The 14,972-nt window shown below is 64.7% G+C and carries 15 protein-coding genes and 1 tRNA gene; 13 read left to right on the forward strand and 3 right to left on the reverse strand.

All coding sequences use genetic code 11. The features are described 5' to 3' along the window. Window positions 1–97: 97 nt before the first annotated feature. On the reverse strand, window positions 98–613 hold the full coding sequence (locus NLM25_RS25525) for a MarR family winged helix-turn-helix transcriptional regulator (RefSeq protein ID WP_254138834.1): 516 nt from the start codon (window positions 611–613) through the stop codon (window positions 98–100). A 184-nt stretch (window positions 614–797) separates the two neighbouring features. On the opposite strand from NLM25_RS25525, the gene NLM25_RS25530 reads away from it, so the two are divergent. The 7 genes from NLM25_RS25530 to NLM25_RS25560 all read left to right on the forward strand — a co-directional run bounded on the left by NLM25_RS25530 (window position 798) and on the right by NLM25_RS25560 (window position 6,690). Next, window positions 798–1,988 carry an aromatic ring-hydroxylating dioxygenase subunit alpha gene (locus NLM25_RS25530; protein WP_254138835.1) on the forward strand — a complete coding sequence of 397 codons (1,191 nt, stop codon included), beginning with the start codon at window positions 798–800 and terminating at the stop codon, window positions 1,986–1,988. A 61-nt stretch (window positions 1,989–2,049) separates the two neighbouring features. Further along, complete coding sequence (locus NLM25_RS25535; protein WP_254138836.1) at window positions 2,050–3,342, forward strand: MFS transporter; 1,293 nt, start codon at window positions 2,050–2,052, stop codon at window positions 3,340–3,342. Between the two features lie 142 nt (window positions 3,343–3,484). After that, window positions 3,485–3,688 carry a hypothetical protein gene (locus NLM25_RS25540; protein ID WP_254120059.1) on the forward strand — a complete coding sequence of 68 codons (204 nt, stop codon included), beginning with the start codon at window positions 3,485–3,487 and terminating at the stop codon, window positions 3,686–3,688. A gap of 159 nt (window positions 3,689–3,847) precedes the next feature. Then, a tRNA-Asp gene (locus NLM25_RS25545) sits at window positions 3,848–3,924 on the forward strand. Window positions 3,925–4,131: 207 nt separating this feature from the next. Then, on the forward strand, window positions 4,132–4,446 hold the full coding sequence (locus NLM25_RS25550; protein ID WP_254138837.1) for an HU family DNA-binding protein: 315 nt from the start codon (window positions 4,132–4,134) through the stop codon (window positions 4,444–4,446). A gap of 155 nt (window positions 4,447–4,601) precedes the next feature. After that, window positions 4,602–5,852 (forward strand): peptidase T, encoded by a 1,251-nt coding sequence (gene pepT, locus NLM25_RS25555; protein WP_254138838.1) that lies wholly within the window; start codon window positions 4,602–4,604, stop codon window positions 5,850–5,852. A 7-nt stretch (window positions 5,853–5,859) separates the two neighbouring features. Next, window positions 5,860–6,690 carry an alpha/beta fold hydrolase gene (locus tag NLM25_RS25560; protein ID WP_254138839.1) on the forward strand — a complete coding sequence of 277 codons (831 nt, stop codon included), beginning with the start codon at window positions 5,860–5,862 and terminating at the stop codon, window positions 6,688–6,690. Between the two features lie 2 nt (window positions 6,691–6,692). On the opposite strand, the gene NLM25_RS25565 is transcribed toward NLM25_RS25560, so the two are convergent. Beyond that, window positions 6,693–7,583 (reverse strand): hypothetical protein, encoded by an 891-nt coding sequence (locus NLM25_RS25565; RefSeq protein ID WP_254138840.1) that lies wholly within the window; start codon window positions 7,581–7,583, stop codon window positions 6,693–6,695. Between the two features lie 377 nt (window positions 7,584–7,960). Here NLM25_RS25565 and NLM25_RS25570 point away from each other — a divergent pair, with 377 nt between their 5' ends. The 5 genes from NLM25_RS25570 to NLM25_RS25590 all read left to right on the forward strand — a co-directional run bounded on the left by NLM25_RS25570 (window position 7,961) and on the right by NLM25_RS25590 (window position 13,758). Beyond that, window positions 7,961–8,173, forward strand: coding sequence for a hypothetical protein (locus NLM25_RS25570; RefSeq protein ID WP_254120066.1), 213 nt, complete (start codon window positions 7,961–7,963; stop codon window positions 8,171–8,173). Between the two features lie 52 nt (window positions 8,174–8,225). Then, a complete protein-coding gene (locus tag NLM25_RS25575) occupies window positions 8,226–8,600 on the forward strand; it encodes a hypothetical protein (protein ID WP_254120067.1) in 375 nt (124 codons plus the stop codon). 132 nt (window positions 8,601–8,732) lie between these two features. Continuing rightward, window positions 8,733–9,131 carry a FixH family protein gene (locus tag NLM25_RS25580; RefSeq protein ID WP_254120068.1) on the forward strand — a complete coding sequence of 133 codons (399 nt, stop codon included), beginning with the start codon at window positions 8,733–8,735 and terminating at the stop codon, window positions 9,129–9,131. Continuing rightward, a complete protein-coding gene (locus tag NLM25_RS25585; protein ID WP_254138841.1) occupies window positions 9,128–10,570 on the forward strand; it encodes an efflux RND transporter periplasmic adaptor subunit in 1,443 nt (480 codons plus the stop codon). Before NLM25_RS25580 ends, NLM25_RS25585 begins: the two co-directional genes overlap by 4 nt. Next, window positions 10,567–13,758 (forward strand): efflux RND transporter permease subunit, encoded by a 3,192-nt coding sequence (locus tag NLM25_RS25590; RefSeq protein ID WP_254138842.1) that lies wholly within the window; start codon window positions 10,567–10,569, stop codon window positions 13,756–13,758. Before NLM25_RS25585 ends, NLM25_RS25590 begins: the two co-directional genes overlap by 4 nt. 28 nt (window positions 13,759–13,786) lie before the next feature. On the opposite strand, the gene NLM25_RS25595 is transcribed toward NLM25_RS25590, so the two are convergent. After that, complete coding sequence (locus NLM25_RS25595) at window positions 13,787–14,416, reverse strand: cation transporter (RefSeq protein ID WP_254120071.1); 630 nt, start codon at window positions 14,414–14,416, stop codon at window positions 13,787–13,789. A gap of 150 nt (window positions 14,417–14,566) precedes the next feature. Between NLM25_RS25595 and NLM25_RS25600 the strand changes: the two genes are divergently transcribed. Then, window positions 14,567–14,932 (forward strand): hypothetical protein, encoded by a 366-nt coding sequence (locus NLM25_RS25600; RefSeq protein WP_254138843.1) that lies wholly within the window; start codon window positions 14,567–14,569, stop codon window positions 14,930–14,932. Window positions 14,933–14,972: the final 40 nt, after the last annotated feature.

Here is a 14,972-nt window from a genome sequence, read left to right on the forward strand (position 1 = left end):
TTGCAACGCTTAGGTGAGCGCGCGCGAATTCCCTAATTGAAAGGTTCTTAGAAAGACTCTTAGAATCGATCCAGTATTTCCGGAGATTTCCAAGAGATCAGCGCGGAACTTTCTCGGCCTCGAGCATCTTTTCGGCCGTCGCCGTGAGACGGTCGATCTGCGCCAGCAGCGTCTCGAACTCGTCCTTGCTCAACTGTTCCAGCAATTGCCGATTGCGCTCCTGCGCGCCTTCGACGATCGCATCATGCGCGGCGAGCCCCGCCGCGGTCAGTGAGACCAGCACCTCGCGGCTGTCCCTCGGGTTCGCCGATTTCGCGATCAGCTTGCGCGAGACGAGTTCCGCGAGCGCGCGGCTGATCTGGCCCTTGTCCTGGCCGACGGCTTCGGCGAGCCGCGCCACGCTCATCGGCGGACGGCGGCCGAGCGAGGCGACGAGACCGAACTCGACCGAGGACAGTCCGGCGAGGCGCTTGTAGCGCAGGATCGCGCCGCGCTTAAGCAGGTTGGCAAGCACCATCAGCCGCGACGACAGCATCACGGTGATCGGCGCCGGCGAGTGACTTTCGTCCGCATCGGGCGACGCGTGCCCGTCCCTGCTCGATGTCTGGCTCATGATCCACCTCTGCCAAGAAAGCCAGGGCGTGCCAAGTCTTGGTAGCGCAACCTCCCCAACCACTTCCGAATGCGATTAAGAGGCATTTTGAAATATCGTTGACATTGTCATCGATCTGCCTTTGACTGTGCCAACACGCGAAGATGACCGGGTCACCAAGGCCCGGCGGCGCGGGAGGAAGCGTATGACCATGACCCAGCGGGATCGCGATCTCGGCACCGGCTATGCAATGAAGCCGGCGCACACGCGCACCGAGCTCACCTCGGTTACGCGCGGCACACCGATGGGTGAGCTGCTGCGCCGCTACTGGCACCCGGTCGGCCTTGTCAGCGACGCCACCGACACGCCGAAAAAGCTGCGCGCGCTCGGCGAGGATTTGATCCTGTTCCGCGACAAGCACGGCCGCGTCGGCCTCTTGCACGCCCGCTGCTGCCATCGCGGCACCACGCTCTATTACGGCAAGGTCGAGGAAGACGGCATCCGCTGCTGCTATCATGGCTGGAAGTTCGACACCGAAGGCCATTGCCTGGAGCAGCCCTGCGAGCCCGATGGCGGACAGTTCAAGGACAAGGTGCGCCAGCCCTGGTACCCGGTCGAAGAGCGCTACGGGCTGATTTTCGCCTATATGGGCCCGGCCGAGAAACGCCCGGTGCTGCCGGCTTACGAGTGCCTCGAAAACATGGACGACGGCGAGTTCGTCGAGGCCGACGATTCCTCGATCGGCGGCGGCGGGCCTGCGGTCATCCCCTGCAACTGGCTCCAGCATTTCGAGAACGTGGTCGATCCCTATCACGTGCCGGTGCTGCACGGCTCGTTCTCGGGTCCGCAATTCACCAACATGATGGCCTCGATGCCGGAGGTGAAGTTCGACAAGACACCGCGCGGCATCGCCGTGCGCTCGATCCGCAAGCAGGACGACGGCAAGGTGTTCTATCGCGTCACCGAGGCCGCCCTCCCCACCTTGCGCGTCGTGCCGAACCCGCGCGTGGCCCAATTCGCGCGCGTCGAGTCGATCGGCTGGACGCTGCCGATCGACGACACGTCCTTCCGCATCTACGTCGCCGGCCGCGTCAAGGCGTCCGGCGACATCGGCCGCATGCGTTCGAAATTCAACGGCAAATTCTGGTGGGACATGACGGAGCAAGAGCACCAGCAATTCCCGGGCGATTACGAGGCCCAGGTCGGCCAGGGTCCGCAGACCATCCACTCCGAAGAGCATTTCGGCCAGAGCGACCGCGGCATCCTGATGATCCGCCGCATGCTGGGCGAGCAGCTTGAAGCGATGGAAGCAGAGCGCGATCCGATCGGCGTCTCGTTCGACCCGAATGCCGCACCGGTCGAATTCGAAGCGGGGAATTACATCCGCGACGCGTGACGTAGCCAGCTTCAAAAAAGCTGGACCGACAAAGATAACAAAGACAAATTGGGGGGATGCGATGGTCGATGTGACGTCACAGATGTCGGTGCAGACGACCGCCGCGGCAAAGCCCCCGGCGCGGCGCTATTACGTCCTGGGCCTGCTCACCATCATCTATGCGCTGAACTTCCTCGACCGCACGATCTTCAACGTCCTGATCGAGCCGATCAAGAAGGAGTTTCAGCTCAGCGACACCATGATGGGCCTGCTCGCAGGCTTCGGCTTCGCGTTGTTCTATTCCCTGCTCGGCATTCCCATCGCGCGGGTCGCCGACCGGCTCAACCGGCGCAACATCGTCGCGGTCGCCTTCGCGTTCTGGAGCGCGATGACGGCGCTGTGCGGAGCGGCCTCGAGTGTAACCTCATTGGCACTTGCCAGAATCGGCGTCGGCATCGGCGAATCCGCGGGCTCGCCGGCCTCGCAATCCATCGTCGCCGACCTCTTTGCCAAGAACGAGCGCCCGCGCGCGCTCGGCATCTACGCCATCGGCACCTATCTCGGCGTCTTCCTCGGCTATTTCGTCGGCGGCTACGTCAACCAGCACTATGGCTGGCGGATGGCGTTCTATGTCGCCGGCCTACCCGGCATCCTGCTCGCCATCATCCTGTGGCTGACGATCTCCGAGCCGAAGCGCGGCGCGATGCAGGAGAGCTTTGTGCCCGAGCCGCTGGGGCCGACGCTGGGCTTCCTGGCCTCGCAGCGGAGCTTCATCATCGTCCTGATCGGCTTTTGCCTCACCACCTACACGAACTACGCCACAGCAGCCTGGATCCCGCCGTTCCTGGCCCGCGTGCACCATCTGTCGAGCGCCGAGATCGGCACCTATGCCGGCACCTTCAAGGGGCTCGCCGGCATGGCGGGCACCCTGCTCGGCGGCTTCGTGGTGGCGCAAGTGAGCCGCCGCGACGACCGCTGGAAGCTGTGGGCGCCCGCGATCACCTCGGGGCTCGCCGGCCCGGTGTTCGCGCTGTGCATGCTGACGCAGGATTTCGCGATGATGGTCGCCATGCTGGCGCTGACCTCGTTCCTGGTCGGCTTTCATCTCGGGCCGATCTTCGCGATCGCGCAGACGGTGGCCAAGCCCAGTATGCGGGCGCTGGCCTCCGCGCTCATCGCGCTCACCGCCACCTGCTTCGGCCAGGGCGTCGGCCCGCTTGCCGTGGGCATGGTCAACGACGCCCTGAAGGGCACCTATGGCGCGGACGCCGTGCGCTATTCCCTGCTCTCGGCGGCGATCACGACCACGCTCGGCGCGCTCCTGTTCGTCCTGGCTGCCCGCACGATCCGGAACGATATCGGCCGGGCTGCCTGAGCCCCTCGTCGCGGGGCAAGCCCCGCGAAACCAGCCAAGCGTAGAAATGAAACCATTTTGCGGAACCCGCGAAACCATCCGGAAACAGATGGTCCCTAGAAGATGAGCCATAGACGACGGCAAAGCCCGTCGGGAGGCTCAGATGAACCACTCAATTCACTCTGCTGATCGTGCGACCCACCTGAAGATCGTGGTGGTGGCGCTGGTCGCTGGTATCCTGGTCGCCGGCTTCGGGATCGCAGCCCGCACCAATGCCGATTACAGCCAGACCGCCCAATCGACCCACGTGATCAAGGCCGGCAAGCCGGTCGTGGTCACCAGCGCGGGGACGTCGGAGATTCGCTGACCGGCGATGTTCCGGGCAGACCAGGGGCCGCCTCAGGGCGGCCTTTTCGTTTTCCAGCGCTATACTTAGCTGAGGCGCCTTGGCCTAGCGCAACGTCCTTGACTTCACCAAGCCCCGCCTTTAAGTCCCCCCTCGTTCCGCGCGCTTCGAGCGAACCACGCGGGAGTAGCTCAGTTGGTTAGAGCGCCGGCCTGTCACGCCGGAGGTCGCGGGTTCGAGCCCCGTCTCTCGCGCCATTTAATGGCAATCCCTTCATAGTCTTAGCCCGAACTTCTCGACGCCCTTCCCATCTGCGCGGGCGATCTCCAGCGGTCGCCGGACCCAAGCCGCAGCGTAGTCAGGCCACGCCCGAATCGTCTACGCCTTCCCGAACCTAGAGAATCCCTACATTCTCCCACCTTTTCCGGGGGTTCCCTGCGATTGAACAATCGAGGAGGCCAGATATGGCTAAGAAGGATCCAACAAAGAAGGCCGCCGCCCCCGCCACCATCACGCTCAAGCACCTCGCCGCCGACATTGCGGAGAGCCAGGACCTTTCGAAGAAGCACGCCGAGGCCGTCCTGACCGATATGGTCGATTTGATCACCAGGCACCTCAAGAAGGGCGACCGCGTCCGCATCGTGGGGCTGGGCATCCTCCAGGTCCGCAAGCGGGCCGCCCGCACCGGCCGCAATCCCGCGACCGGTGAGGCGATCCACATCAAGGCCAGCAAGAAGGTCGCGTTCCGCCCGGTCAAGGAGCTGAAAGAGGCGATCTAGCGGCTTACCTTTCGTTAAGCCCGATTCAGCGTCGTCCGGCCGCAACGCGGCCCGCTTTTCTGGTATACCGCCAGCTTCCCCAAGCCTTGCTTCCTGACAAGCCTTGCTTCCTGACAAGCCTTGCTTCCTCAAAAGACCCGGTGGTTTGACCAGAAATGTCCTCCCTCACCTTCACGCATACCGTGACCGAGCGCTTCCTGCGCTACGTCACCATCGACACCCAGTCCGATCCGGAATCCCCCAGCTCGCCCTCGACCGAGAAGCAGAAGGATCTCGGCCGCGTGCTCGCCGCCGAGCTGAAGGCCATGGGCGTCGCGGATGCGCATCTCGACGATTACGGCTACGTCTACGGAACGATCCCGGCCAATACCGACAAGAAGGTGCCGGTGATCTGCTTCTGCTCGCACATGGACACCTCGCCCGACGTGACCGGCAAGGACGTCAAGCCGCAGGTAGTGAAGAACTATCGCGGCGGCGATATCACGCTGCCCCGCGACACCAGCCAGGTGATCCGCTTCACCGAGCATCCCGCGCTGAAGAACCAGATCGGCAACGACATCATCACCACCGACGGCACCACGCTGCTCGGGGCCGACAACAAGGCCGGCGTCGCCGAGATCATGGATGCCGCGTATTTCTTCATCAACAACCCCGATGTGAAGCACGGCACCATCAAGATCCTGTTCACGCCGGACGAGGAGATCGGCCGCGGCGTCGACAATGTCGATCTTAGGAAGCTCGGGGCCGATTTCGCTTACACCATGGACGGCGAGAGCGCCGGCAGCGTCGAGGACGAGACCTTCTCGGCTGACGGTGCCACCATCACCATCAACGGCGTCAGCGCCCATCCCGGCTATGCCAGGGGCAAGATGGAGCACGCGATCAAGATCGCGGCCGCCATCGTCGAGCGCCTGCCGAAGGAAGGCTGCTCGCCCGAGACGACCTCGGGCAAGCAGGGCTTCCTGCATCCGATCGGCATCGACGGCGCGCTGGAGCAGGCGACGCTTTCCTTCATCGTGCGCGACTTCACCGAGGAAGGGCTGAAGGAGAAAGAGCTGCTGCTCGAGAACATCGTCAAGGACGTGATGAAGGACTATCCGCGCTCGACCTACAATTTCGAGGTCAGGGAGCAGTACCGCAACATGAAGCAGGTGATCGACGGTCACCCGCATATCCTCGAATACGCCATCGAGGCGATCCGCCGTGCCGGCCTGCGCCCGATGCGCACCGCGATCCGCGGCGGCACCGACGGCTCGCGCCTGTCCTTCATGGGCCTGCCCTGCCCCAACATCTTCGCCGGCGAGCACGCTTTTCATTCACGGCTCGAATGGGTCAGCCGGCAGGACATGGAAAAGGCGGTGCAGACCATCGTCCACCTCGCCATGATCTGGGAGGAGAAGGCGTAGCGCGATCATGCGGCACATTGCATCTGGTCGCGCCGGGCTTGCGGCCGAAATCGCTGGCGACGGCACCGCTGTCGTCTTTCTTCATGCCAACGTGTGCGACCGTCGCATGTGGCGCGCCCAATTCGATGGGATGAGTGCCACCCACAAGGTGGTCGCTTATGACCGGCGCGGATTTGGCGAAACGCGCGCCGAGGCTGAAGACTTTTCTGCCCTCGCAGATCTCGTGGCGGTGCTGGAGACGACCGCAGGCGGCAAGCCTGCTATCCTCGTTGGCTGCTCCGTCGGCGGCCGGATCGCGCTTGATGCCGCCGTGCGGCATCCCTCGCGTGTTGGCGCTCTCGTTCTGATTGCCCCCAATGCCGCGGGTGCGCCCGATCCGGTCTACACCCCCGACATCGAGACGCTGATGATGCAATCGAAGGCGATCGAGGCATCTGGCGATCTCGATCGGTGGAACGCAATGAAGGCGCGCCTCTGGCTCGACGGACCGCTGGCTCCCGAAGGCCGCGTCGCCGGGCCTGCGCGCGATCTGCTGCTTGACATGAACGGCATCGCGCTCCGGTCCCCGCCATTCGGATCGGACGTTGATATTCGCCCCTTCTTCCATCGGCTCGGTGAGGTCGCGGTGCCAACCCTCGTCATCTGGGGCGACCTCGATTTCCCCTACGTACAGGAACGCTGTCGCCATATCGTCATGGCGGTCCCGGGCGCAGAGGGCTATGAAATGCTTGGCGTGGCCCATCTTCCCAGCCTGGAGCGCCCGGCTGATATCACCGCTCTCATCGCCGACTTCGCCAGCCGGCGTGCTGGGGTGCAGGTCGCGCCCACACCCCGATAAGCTTACGGCACCGGCATCGCGCGTGGCGTGCGATGGAAGCGGTTCGAGCTCACGATCCAGTTCGGCAGCGGCTCGCCATCGCGATGCCGTCCGCCGGCAACAGCAGCCGCCCAGGCTACCACGGCCCCGATCAGAGTTGCGGCTGCAACCGAGAATGCGAGGATGATCGAGCTACGTCGCGCGCGGTTGATCGCCGTCCGGGAGTCCGCAATCGCAGCATCGACCCGGCGCTCGGAGTCTGGGCCAGTCAATCCCGTCAACGCCGTAACCTGCTGTACGAGATAAGTTCGATCGTCGCTGCTGACGCCGCCATGGCTCGACGACGTCATGAGGATGCGTCCGGCCTCCGCGCGGGTTTCCCGGAGATCGGCGGGAGGCCGCCTTGGCGCGCGGAACAGCTTGTCCAGTTCGTAGCTCAAAAGCGGCTCGGCTGCGGTCGCGTTGCCTGTCGAAGTCCGTGCGGGAGAGCGGTCAATGGCAGCCGTGCCGAGAAACGCGAGGAAAACGCCACCGATCAGCACGGCAAGCGCCCATGACATCAGGCCATGGAGCCCATCCCATCGCTCGCCATCGTCATCGATGGCCGAAACTGCGTTCGCCTGACGCGTGGTACGGCCGGCGACATAGCCGCCAAAGCCGAAACTGGCGACTGCTTGAAGGATCAAATACAACCCCGAAAGAAGCGCCAGCGCGGCTGATGCATCGCGCCATGTGGGCGACGTCGAGCTGATGCCGAGCCCGACAGCGACGCCAAAGCTCACCAGGATAAAGGACAACGCGGCGGCCGCGAATGCGCCTGCAACGATAGAACTCCAATGGATGCGCCAGCGGTCTGCGGCGACCGGTAGACGATTTTCGATGACTTCGTCCTGCACGAGAGCTTCGATGGCCATATCAGCTCTCTCAACGCAGGCCGAACAATGACAAGATCGCCATGATCACCACGATCAGGCCGACGAGATAGATCAGTCCGTTCATAGTCCGTCCTCCTCAGATGTTCCTGCTAATGAGGAGAGACGAGGAACGTTCCTAATTTCGCCGGTCGGGCGGAACGAACCCGGGGGACGCGACTTGTACATTCAAGTCCCAAGGATGAAGACGTGAGCACAAAAGGCCTCAGCCGGTCAGCCCCGGCTGGGGCCTTTCCTCATCTGTGGCAGCCCTGATCGGCGGCAGCTCTGGCTGCCCCTTTCCTGTCGTATGTTAACGACACGGGCGCCGCGATCATCAAAGATGCAATCGGGCAGAACCTCCAGATCGGGAGCGCCGTGTGGATCGCAGAACCGCGTGCCTGCATCAGGCGGATGCATTCCGGGAGAAGGCCATCGCCGATCCCGAGCACCACGACGAGTGGATCGACGAAGCCATCAAATGGCTGGAGCAGGCGATGGAAGCGAGCTTCCATGCCGCCATTACCGTGGAGGCCGACGAGACCCTCCAAGTTCGGGAGTTCGTCTTCCGCCCCACTCGCCTGCATGGCTAAATCGTGAAGCGGACCGGTTTGCGGGTTCCGCGATGCCGTGCGACAATGGCGTATGCTGCTGAGACGGTTCGCCAACGCTGTGGTGATGCTGCTGGTTGCGGCCGGGCTCCTGCTCGCGCCGCTGGCCACGGCGGCGTCTGCCATGCCGGTAGCGAGTGCCGGCAGCGTCGTGCCGGCCATGTCAGACGACATGCAGGCGATGTCCGAAGACATGCCCTGCTGTCCGGACCAGACCAAGAGCAAGACCTGCGATTCCTGTCCGTTCATCGCGCTGTGCATGCTGAGCCTGTCGCTCCCTGCTCCGTCCGGGGCGAACTCGGTGATCGAGCGGCAGCCGCAGCGAAGCGCGCTCGCGCCGAACAATGACCGCCTGCGCGACGGGCTCGCGGCCAAGCCTCCCGACCATCCCCCTCGAAGCCAGGTCTGATTGGCGCTGACGCGCCTGATGATCGTGCGCGCCGCATCGGCGTGCGCGCCATTGCCTGCCGCCTCGCTGCACCCCGGCTTGCCGGGCGCGACGCGGGCGATTCCATCAGACCTTATCGAGGAACTAAAAATCATGACGACTACCAACCTCACGCGCGCCGCCATGGCCGCGTTGATCGGTGCTGCGCTCACGGGTGCCGCCCATGCCGAGATCAGAAACTACGAGTTCCAGCTCGTTCAGCCGACCGTCAAGGCCGGCGCCGATCGCATCGTGACCGTACGGCTGGTCGACAAGACCAGCGGCAAGGCGATACCCAACGCGGTGATCTTTGCCAGCCGGCTCGACATGGCCCCTGACGGCATGCAGGAGATGGTCACCAAGGTCACGCCGATGCCGGGCACCGAGCCCGGGACCTACCGCTTCAAGGCCAATTTCAGCATGGCCGGGCGCTGGCAGCTCTCGCTCGGCGCCAAGGTGCAGGGCGAGACCGGCACGGTCGAGAACAAGCTCGTCGTCACGGCCGACAAATGACCCGCCTCGCCCCCATCGGCACTGCCGCTGCGATCCTTTCAGCGGCAGGAGCCGCGCTGTTCGCTGGCCACGACCTCCGACCGCAGTCAGCCTCGAGCTTCCTCGCATCCGCCGCACCTGCGGCGGATGCAGGCTCGGCGATCTATTTCAGGGATCCCGATGGCAAGCCCCTCTACTCGCTGATGCCGAAGAAAACTTCCGACGGTCGCGACTATCGCCCCGTGCGGGCGAGCGAGGATGTCAGCTTCGACGACCCCGACCCGTCACCCGAACCGATGACGGCCGACACGAAGGGTGATCGCAAGGTCAAGTATTACCGCAACCCGATGGGCCTGCCTGACACCTCGCCGGTGCCGAAGAAGGACTCGATGGGGATGGATTACATCGCCGTCTACGAGGGCGAGGACAGCGACGACGGTTCGATAAAGCTGTCGCCCGGCAAGATCCAGCGCAGCGGCGTCAAATCCGAGCCGGTCGAGCTGCGCCGGATCAGGACGCTGGTGCGCGCGCCCGGCACGATACAGCTCGACGAACGCCGCGTTTCGGTGGTTGCGATGCGCGCCGAGAGCTTTGTGCAGAAGGTCGCCGACGTCACCACCGGCAGCCGCGTGACCAAAGGGCAGCCCCTGATGGAGATCTACAGCTCCGCGGTCTCGTCCGCGGCGGCCGAATATCTCGCGACGATCACGTCGAGGACGACGGCAGGCATCGAGCCCTATGGCCGCGGCTCCCGGCAGCGCCTCGTCAATCTCGACGTCCCCGAAACGGTCATCTCCGAGATGGAAAAGAGCCACTCGGCGCCGACCACCATCCAATGGTCGTCGCCGCGCGACGGCATCGTGCTCCAGCGCAACGCGATCGAAGGCATGCGCGCGCAGCCCGGCGACGTGCTGTTCCGCATCGCCGACATCTCGCAAGTGTGGGCAACCGTCGATGTCGCCGAGCGCGATCTCGGCACTGTCGCTGTCGGCCAGCCCGTGACGGTGCGAGCCCGCAGCTATCCCGGCCGGGATTTCAAGGGCCGGATCAGCGTGATCTATCCGCAGGTGAACAAGGAGACACGCACGGCGCGGATGCGGGTCGAGCTGGAAAATGCCGATCTCGCGCTGCTTCCCGATATGTATGTCGATGCCGGGATCGACACCGGCACGCCGTCGCCGGTGCTCAGCGTCGCCGAGAGCGCGGTGCTCGACACCGGCAGCCGGCAGGCCGTGCTGGTCGACAGGGGCCAGGGCCGCTTCGAGCCGCGCGAGGTCAAGCTCGGGCGACACGGCGACGGCTATGTCGAGATCCGCGACGGCCTCGCCGAGGGCGACACGGTCGTCACGTCGGCCAACTTCCTGATCGACGCCGAGAGCAATCTGAAAGCGGCGCTCAAGGGCTTTGCCGAAGCCGGCAACGCTACCGACGGCGACAAGGCGATGGGAGCCAGGCCATGATCGCACGCCTCATCGCATGGTCGGCACGCAACCTGCTGCTGGTGCTGTTCGGCACCGGCTTTGCGGCCGCCGCAGGCTTCTATGCTCTGCTCCATCTGCCGCTGGACGCCATCCCCGATCTCTCCGACACCCAGGTCATCGTCTACACCGAATATCCCGGACAGGCGCCGCAGGTGATCGAGGATCAGGTCACCTATCCCCTCACCACCGCGATGCTGACGGTGCCGAAATCGAAGGTGGTGCGCGGCTTCTCCTTTTTCGGCGTCTCCTTCGTCTACGTCATCTTCGAGGACGGCACCGACATCTACTGGGCCCGCTCACGGGTGCTGGAATTCCTCAACGGCGCGGCATCGCGGCTGCCCGCCGGCGTCACGCCGACGATCGGCCCCGACGCTACCGGCGTCGGCTGGGTCTACCAATATGCCGTGATGTCGAAGGCGCTGAACCTCGCGGAGACCCGGACGATCCAGGACTGGAATCTGAAATTCGCGCTGGCCAAGGCGGAAGGCGTCGCTGAGGTCGCCGGCGTCGGCGGCTTCGTCAAGCAGTACAACGTCATCCTCGATCCGCAGCGCATGCGCGACCTCGGCATCACCATGCAGAAGATGCGCGAGGCGATCCGCGCCAGCAATGCCGATGTCGGCGGCCGCACCGTCGAGCTCTCCGAGTTCGAATATGTGATCCGCGGCAAGGGCTATCTCAAGAGCATCGACGATATCGGCAACATCGTGCTGAAGACCGACAGCGGCACGCCGGTCAAGCTGCGCGACGTCGCCCGCGTCGAGCTCGGCCCCGACGAGCGGCGCGGCATCGCCGAGCTCAACGGCGAGGGCGAGGTGGCGAGCGGCATCGTGCTCCAGCGCTTCGGCATGAACGCGCTCGACGTGATCGAGAACGTCAAGAAGCGGTTCAGGGAGATCGCGACCAGCCTGCCGAAATCGGTCGAGATCGTCCCGGTCTACGACCGCTCGAACCTGATCTACGCGGCGATCGACACGCTAAAGCACACGCTGGTCGAGGAGAGCATCGTCGTCGCGCTCGTCTGTATCGTGTTCCTGCTGCATGTCCGCAGCGCGCTGGTCGCGATCCTGATGCTTCCCGTCGGCGTGCTGATGGCCTTCGGCGCCATGAAGCTGCTCGGGATCGGCTCCAACATCATGAGTCTCGGCGGCATCGCGATCGCGATCGGCGCCATGATCGACGCCGCGATCGTCATGATCGAGAACGCGCACAAGCATCTCGAACGTGCCCAGCCCGGCCGTTCGCGGGTGGAGATCCTGATCGAAGCCGCCGCCGAGGTCGGCCCTGCCCTGTTCTTTGGCCTCCTCATCATCACCGTGTCGTTCATGCCGATCTTCACGCTGGAATCGCAGGAGGGACGGCTGTTCAGCCCGCTCGCCTTCACCAAGACCTTTGCGATGGCGGCGGCGGCGCTGTTGTCGGTCACGCTGGTGCCCGCGCTGATGGTGATCTTCGTGCGCGGCAAGATCATCCCGGAGCACAAGAATCCGATCAACCGCTTCCTGATCTGGATCTATCGCCCGGTGATCTCGGGCGTGCTGCGCGCCAAGGTCCCGGTGATCCTGCTCGCGCTTGGCGTGCTCGCCGTCTCGATCTGGCCGGCGCGGCAGCTCGGCACCGAGTTCATGCCAAACCTCAACGAAGGCACCCTGCTCTACATGCCGACGACGCTGCCCGGCATTTCCGTGACCAAGGCCGCCGAGCTGATGCAGACTCAGGACCGCATCATCCGTTCGTTCCCTGAGGTTGCTTCGGTCTATGGCAAGGCCGGCCGTGCGGCGACTGCGACCGATCCGGCGCCATCGGAGATGTTCGAGACCATCATCAACTTGAAGCCCAAGGCCGAGTGGCGCGCGGGCGTGACCGTCGACAGCCTGATCGCCGAGATGGACAAGGCGCTGCAGTTTCCCGGCGTCTCCAACGCCTGGACCATGCCGATCAAGGCCCGCATCGACATGCTCTCGACCGGCATCCGCACACCTGTCGGCGTCAAGGTCATCGGCACGGACCTTGCCGGCATCGACAAGCTGGCAAGGCAGGTCGAGCAGGTGCTCAAGGCGGTCCCCGGCACCTCGTCGGCCTACGCCGAGCGCGGCCTCGGCGGCTACTACCTTGAGATCACGCCGAACCGCGAGGCTCTGGCGCGCTATGGCATCATGGTGCAGGACGTGCAGGACACGATCGCGACCGCGCTCGGCGGCCAGACCGTGACGACGACGGTGGAAGGACGCCAGCGCTTCACCGTCAACATGCGCTATCCGCGCGACCTGCGTGACAATCCGAAGGCGATCAGCAGCGACATCCTGGTGCCGATGCCGTCGGGCGGCGCCGTTCCCCTCGGCGAGGTCGCAAGCGTGACGCCGGCGCGCGGGCCGACCTCGATCCGGACCGAGAACGGGCAGCTCGCGACCTACATCTATGTCGACATCCGCGACCGCGATCTCGGCGGCTACGTTTCAGAAGCGCAGCGCGCGGTGCAGGCGAGCGTCCAGTTTCCATCAGGCTATTACGTGGTCTGGAGCGGGCAGTACGAATATCTCGAACGCGCCACCGCGCGGCTCAAGATCGTGGTGCCGGTGACGCTGCTGATCATCTTCCTGCTGCTCTACCTCAACTTCCGCTCGGTCACCGAGACCATGATCGTCATGCTCTCGCTTCCCTTCGCTTTGGTCGGCGGCCTCTGGCTGATGTGGTGGCTCGGCTTCAACCTGTCGGTCGCGGTCGCCGTCGGCTTCATCGCGCTCGCGGGCGTCGCGGCCGAGACCGGCGTGGTGATGCTGATCTATCTCAATCACGCGCTGGCGGAGACCAGAGCGCGCTGCGAGCTGGCGGGCCGCCCGCTGACACGCGAGGACCTCTATGCGGCCATCATGGAAGGCGCCGTCGAGCGCGTCCGCCCGAAGATGATGACAGTGATCGCGATCATGGCAGGCCTGTTGCCGATCCTATGGAGCACCGGCACGGGCTCGGAGATCATGCAGCGTATCGCGGTGCCCATGATCGGCGGCATGATCTCCTCGACCCTGCTGACGCTGATCGTGATCCCCGCGATCTTCGGGATCGTGAAGGGGATTGGGCTGGCCTCGGGTCACGACAACGAACGAACGTCGCCGGTACGGGACGAGCGGATCGCGGAGCCCAAGCGCATTGCGGAGACCGCGGCATGAGGAGGCATGGCAAGCCCGCGCTCTCGCGTCAGGCAGGACGGGCCTTCAGTTCGATCGTCGATTGTTGCACCACCACGGAGGCGCCTTGGAGCGCGAGCCCGGCCATGATGGCAGCCACGATCACGTCGGGCCATCCCGTGCCGGTGCCGAACACGCCGAGGGCGGCCAGCAGAACGGCAATGTTGCCGAGCACGTCGTTGCGGGTGCAGATCCAGGCGGAGCGCATGTTGGCGTCGCCCTTGCGATGGGCCCACAACAATCCGAACGAGGCCGCGTTGGCGGCAAGGGCTGCCACACCGACCGCCCCCATCGTGAATGCGCTCGGCAGTGTGCCGTGCGCAGCGTGCCAGACCACCGTGCCGACGACCCATAGGCCGAAGGCGCCCATCGTCAGCCCCTTTGCGAGCGCCGCAGAGGCGCGATAGCGTAATGCCATCCCGACCACGAGGAGGCTGATGGCATAATTCGCGGCATCGCCGAGGAAATCGAGCGCGTCCGCCTGGAGCGACGCTGATCCGGCCGCGAGGCCCGCGCCAATTTCAGCGAGGAACATGACGGCGTTGATGGCGAGCACAGCCCATAGCACTCGGCGATACGCCTTGTTGTCACGATGGCGATCGAGATTGAGCGGCGGAGGTGAGCAGCATGCGTCGGCCATGCCACCAAAGATAGGGCGATTGCGCGTCCAGGACAATCGCGGGGGCCGACTTGCCCGCGACATCAAGTTCCCCACACGTAACATTGTAGCGGGTCGACACTGTTCCCGTCGCCGTGCTAGGCCAGCGCGACCGACAACGAGAGCGAATTCGTGTTCCTGAGCTGCCAGCCTGCCCTGCTTCGCCGCCTGCGCCATTGGCGCGGACTGCTGGCTGTGCTCGTTGCAGTGACCTACCTGTTCGCGGGCGCCGCACACGGTTTGTGCGACATCGATGTCACCAGCCCCTCCGGCGGTTCGGAGATCGCCGCGATTGTCGACGACGGCTCGGCTGGCCATGGCGATCATAAGGCCCTCGCCGGCCATCACTGTCATGGCTGCTTCTCGGTCGCGATCGCGCAGCCACAGCACTCCGCAGCCGCGGTCGGCGTCATTGCCGCACCGGTCCGGCAGCGGCAGCCGACGCTGGTCGGCATCGCACCCGACACGACGTCCCCGCCTCCCAAACCTGTTGCCTGAACGGATTGGTCGGGCGCCCCGCGCCCATTAGGTTCATCCT

Origin of the sequence: Bradyrhizobium sp. CCGB01 (assembly GCF_024199795.1) — a bacterium.
Taxonomy (GTDB): Bacteria; Pseudomonadota; Alphaproteobacteria; order Rhizobiales; family Xanthobacteraceae; genus Bradyrhizobium.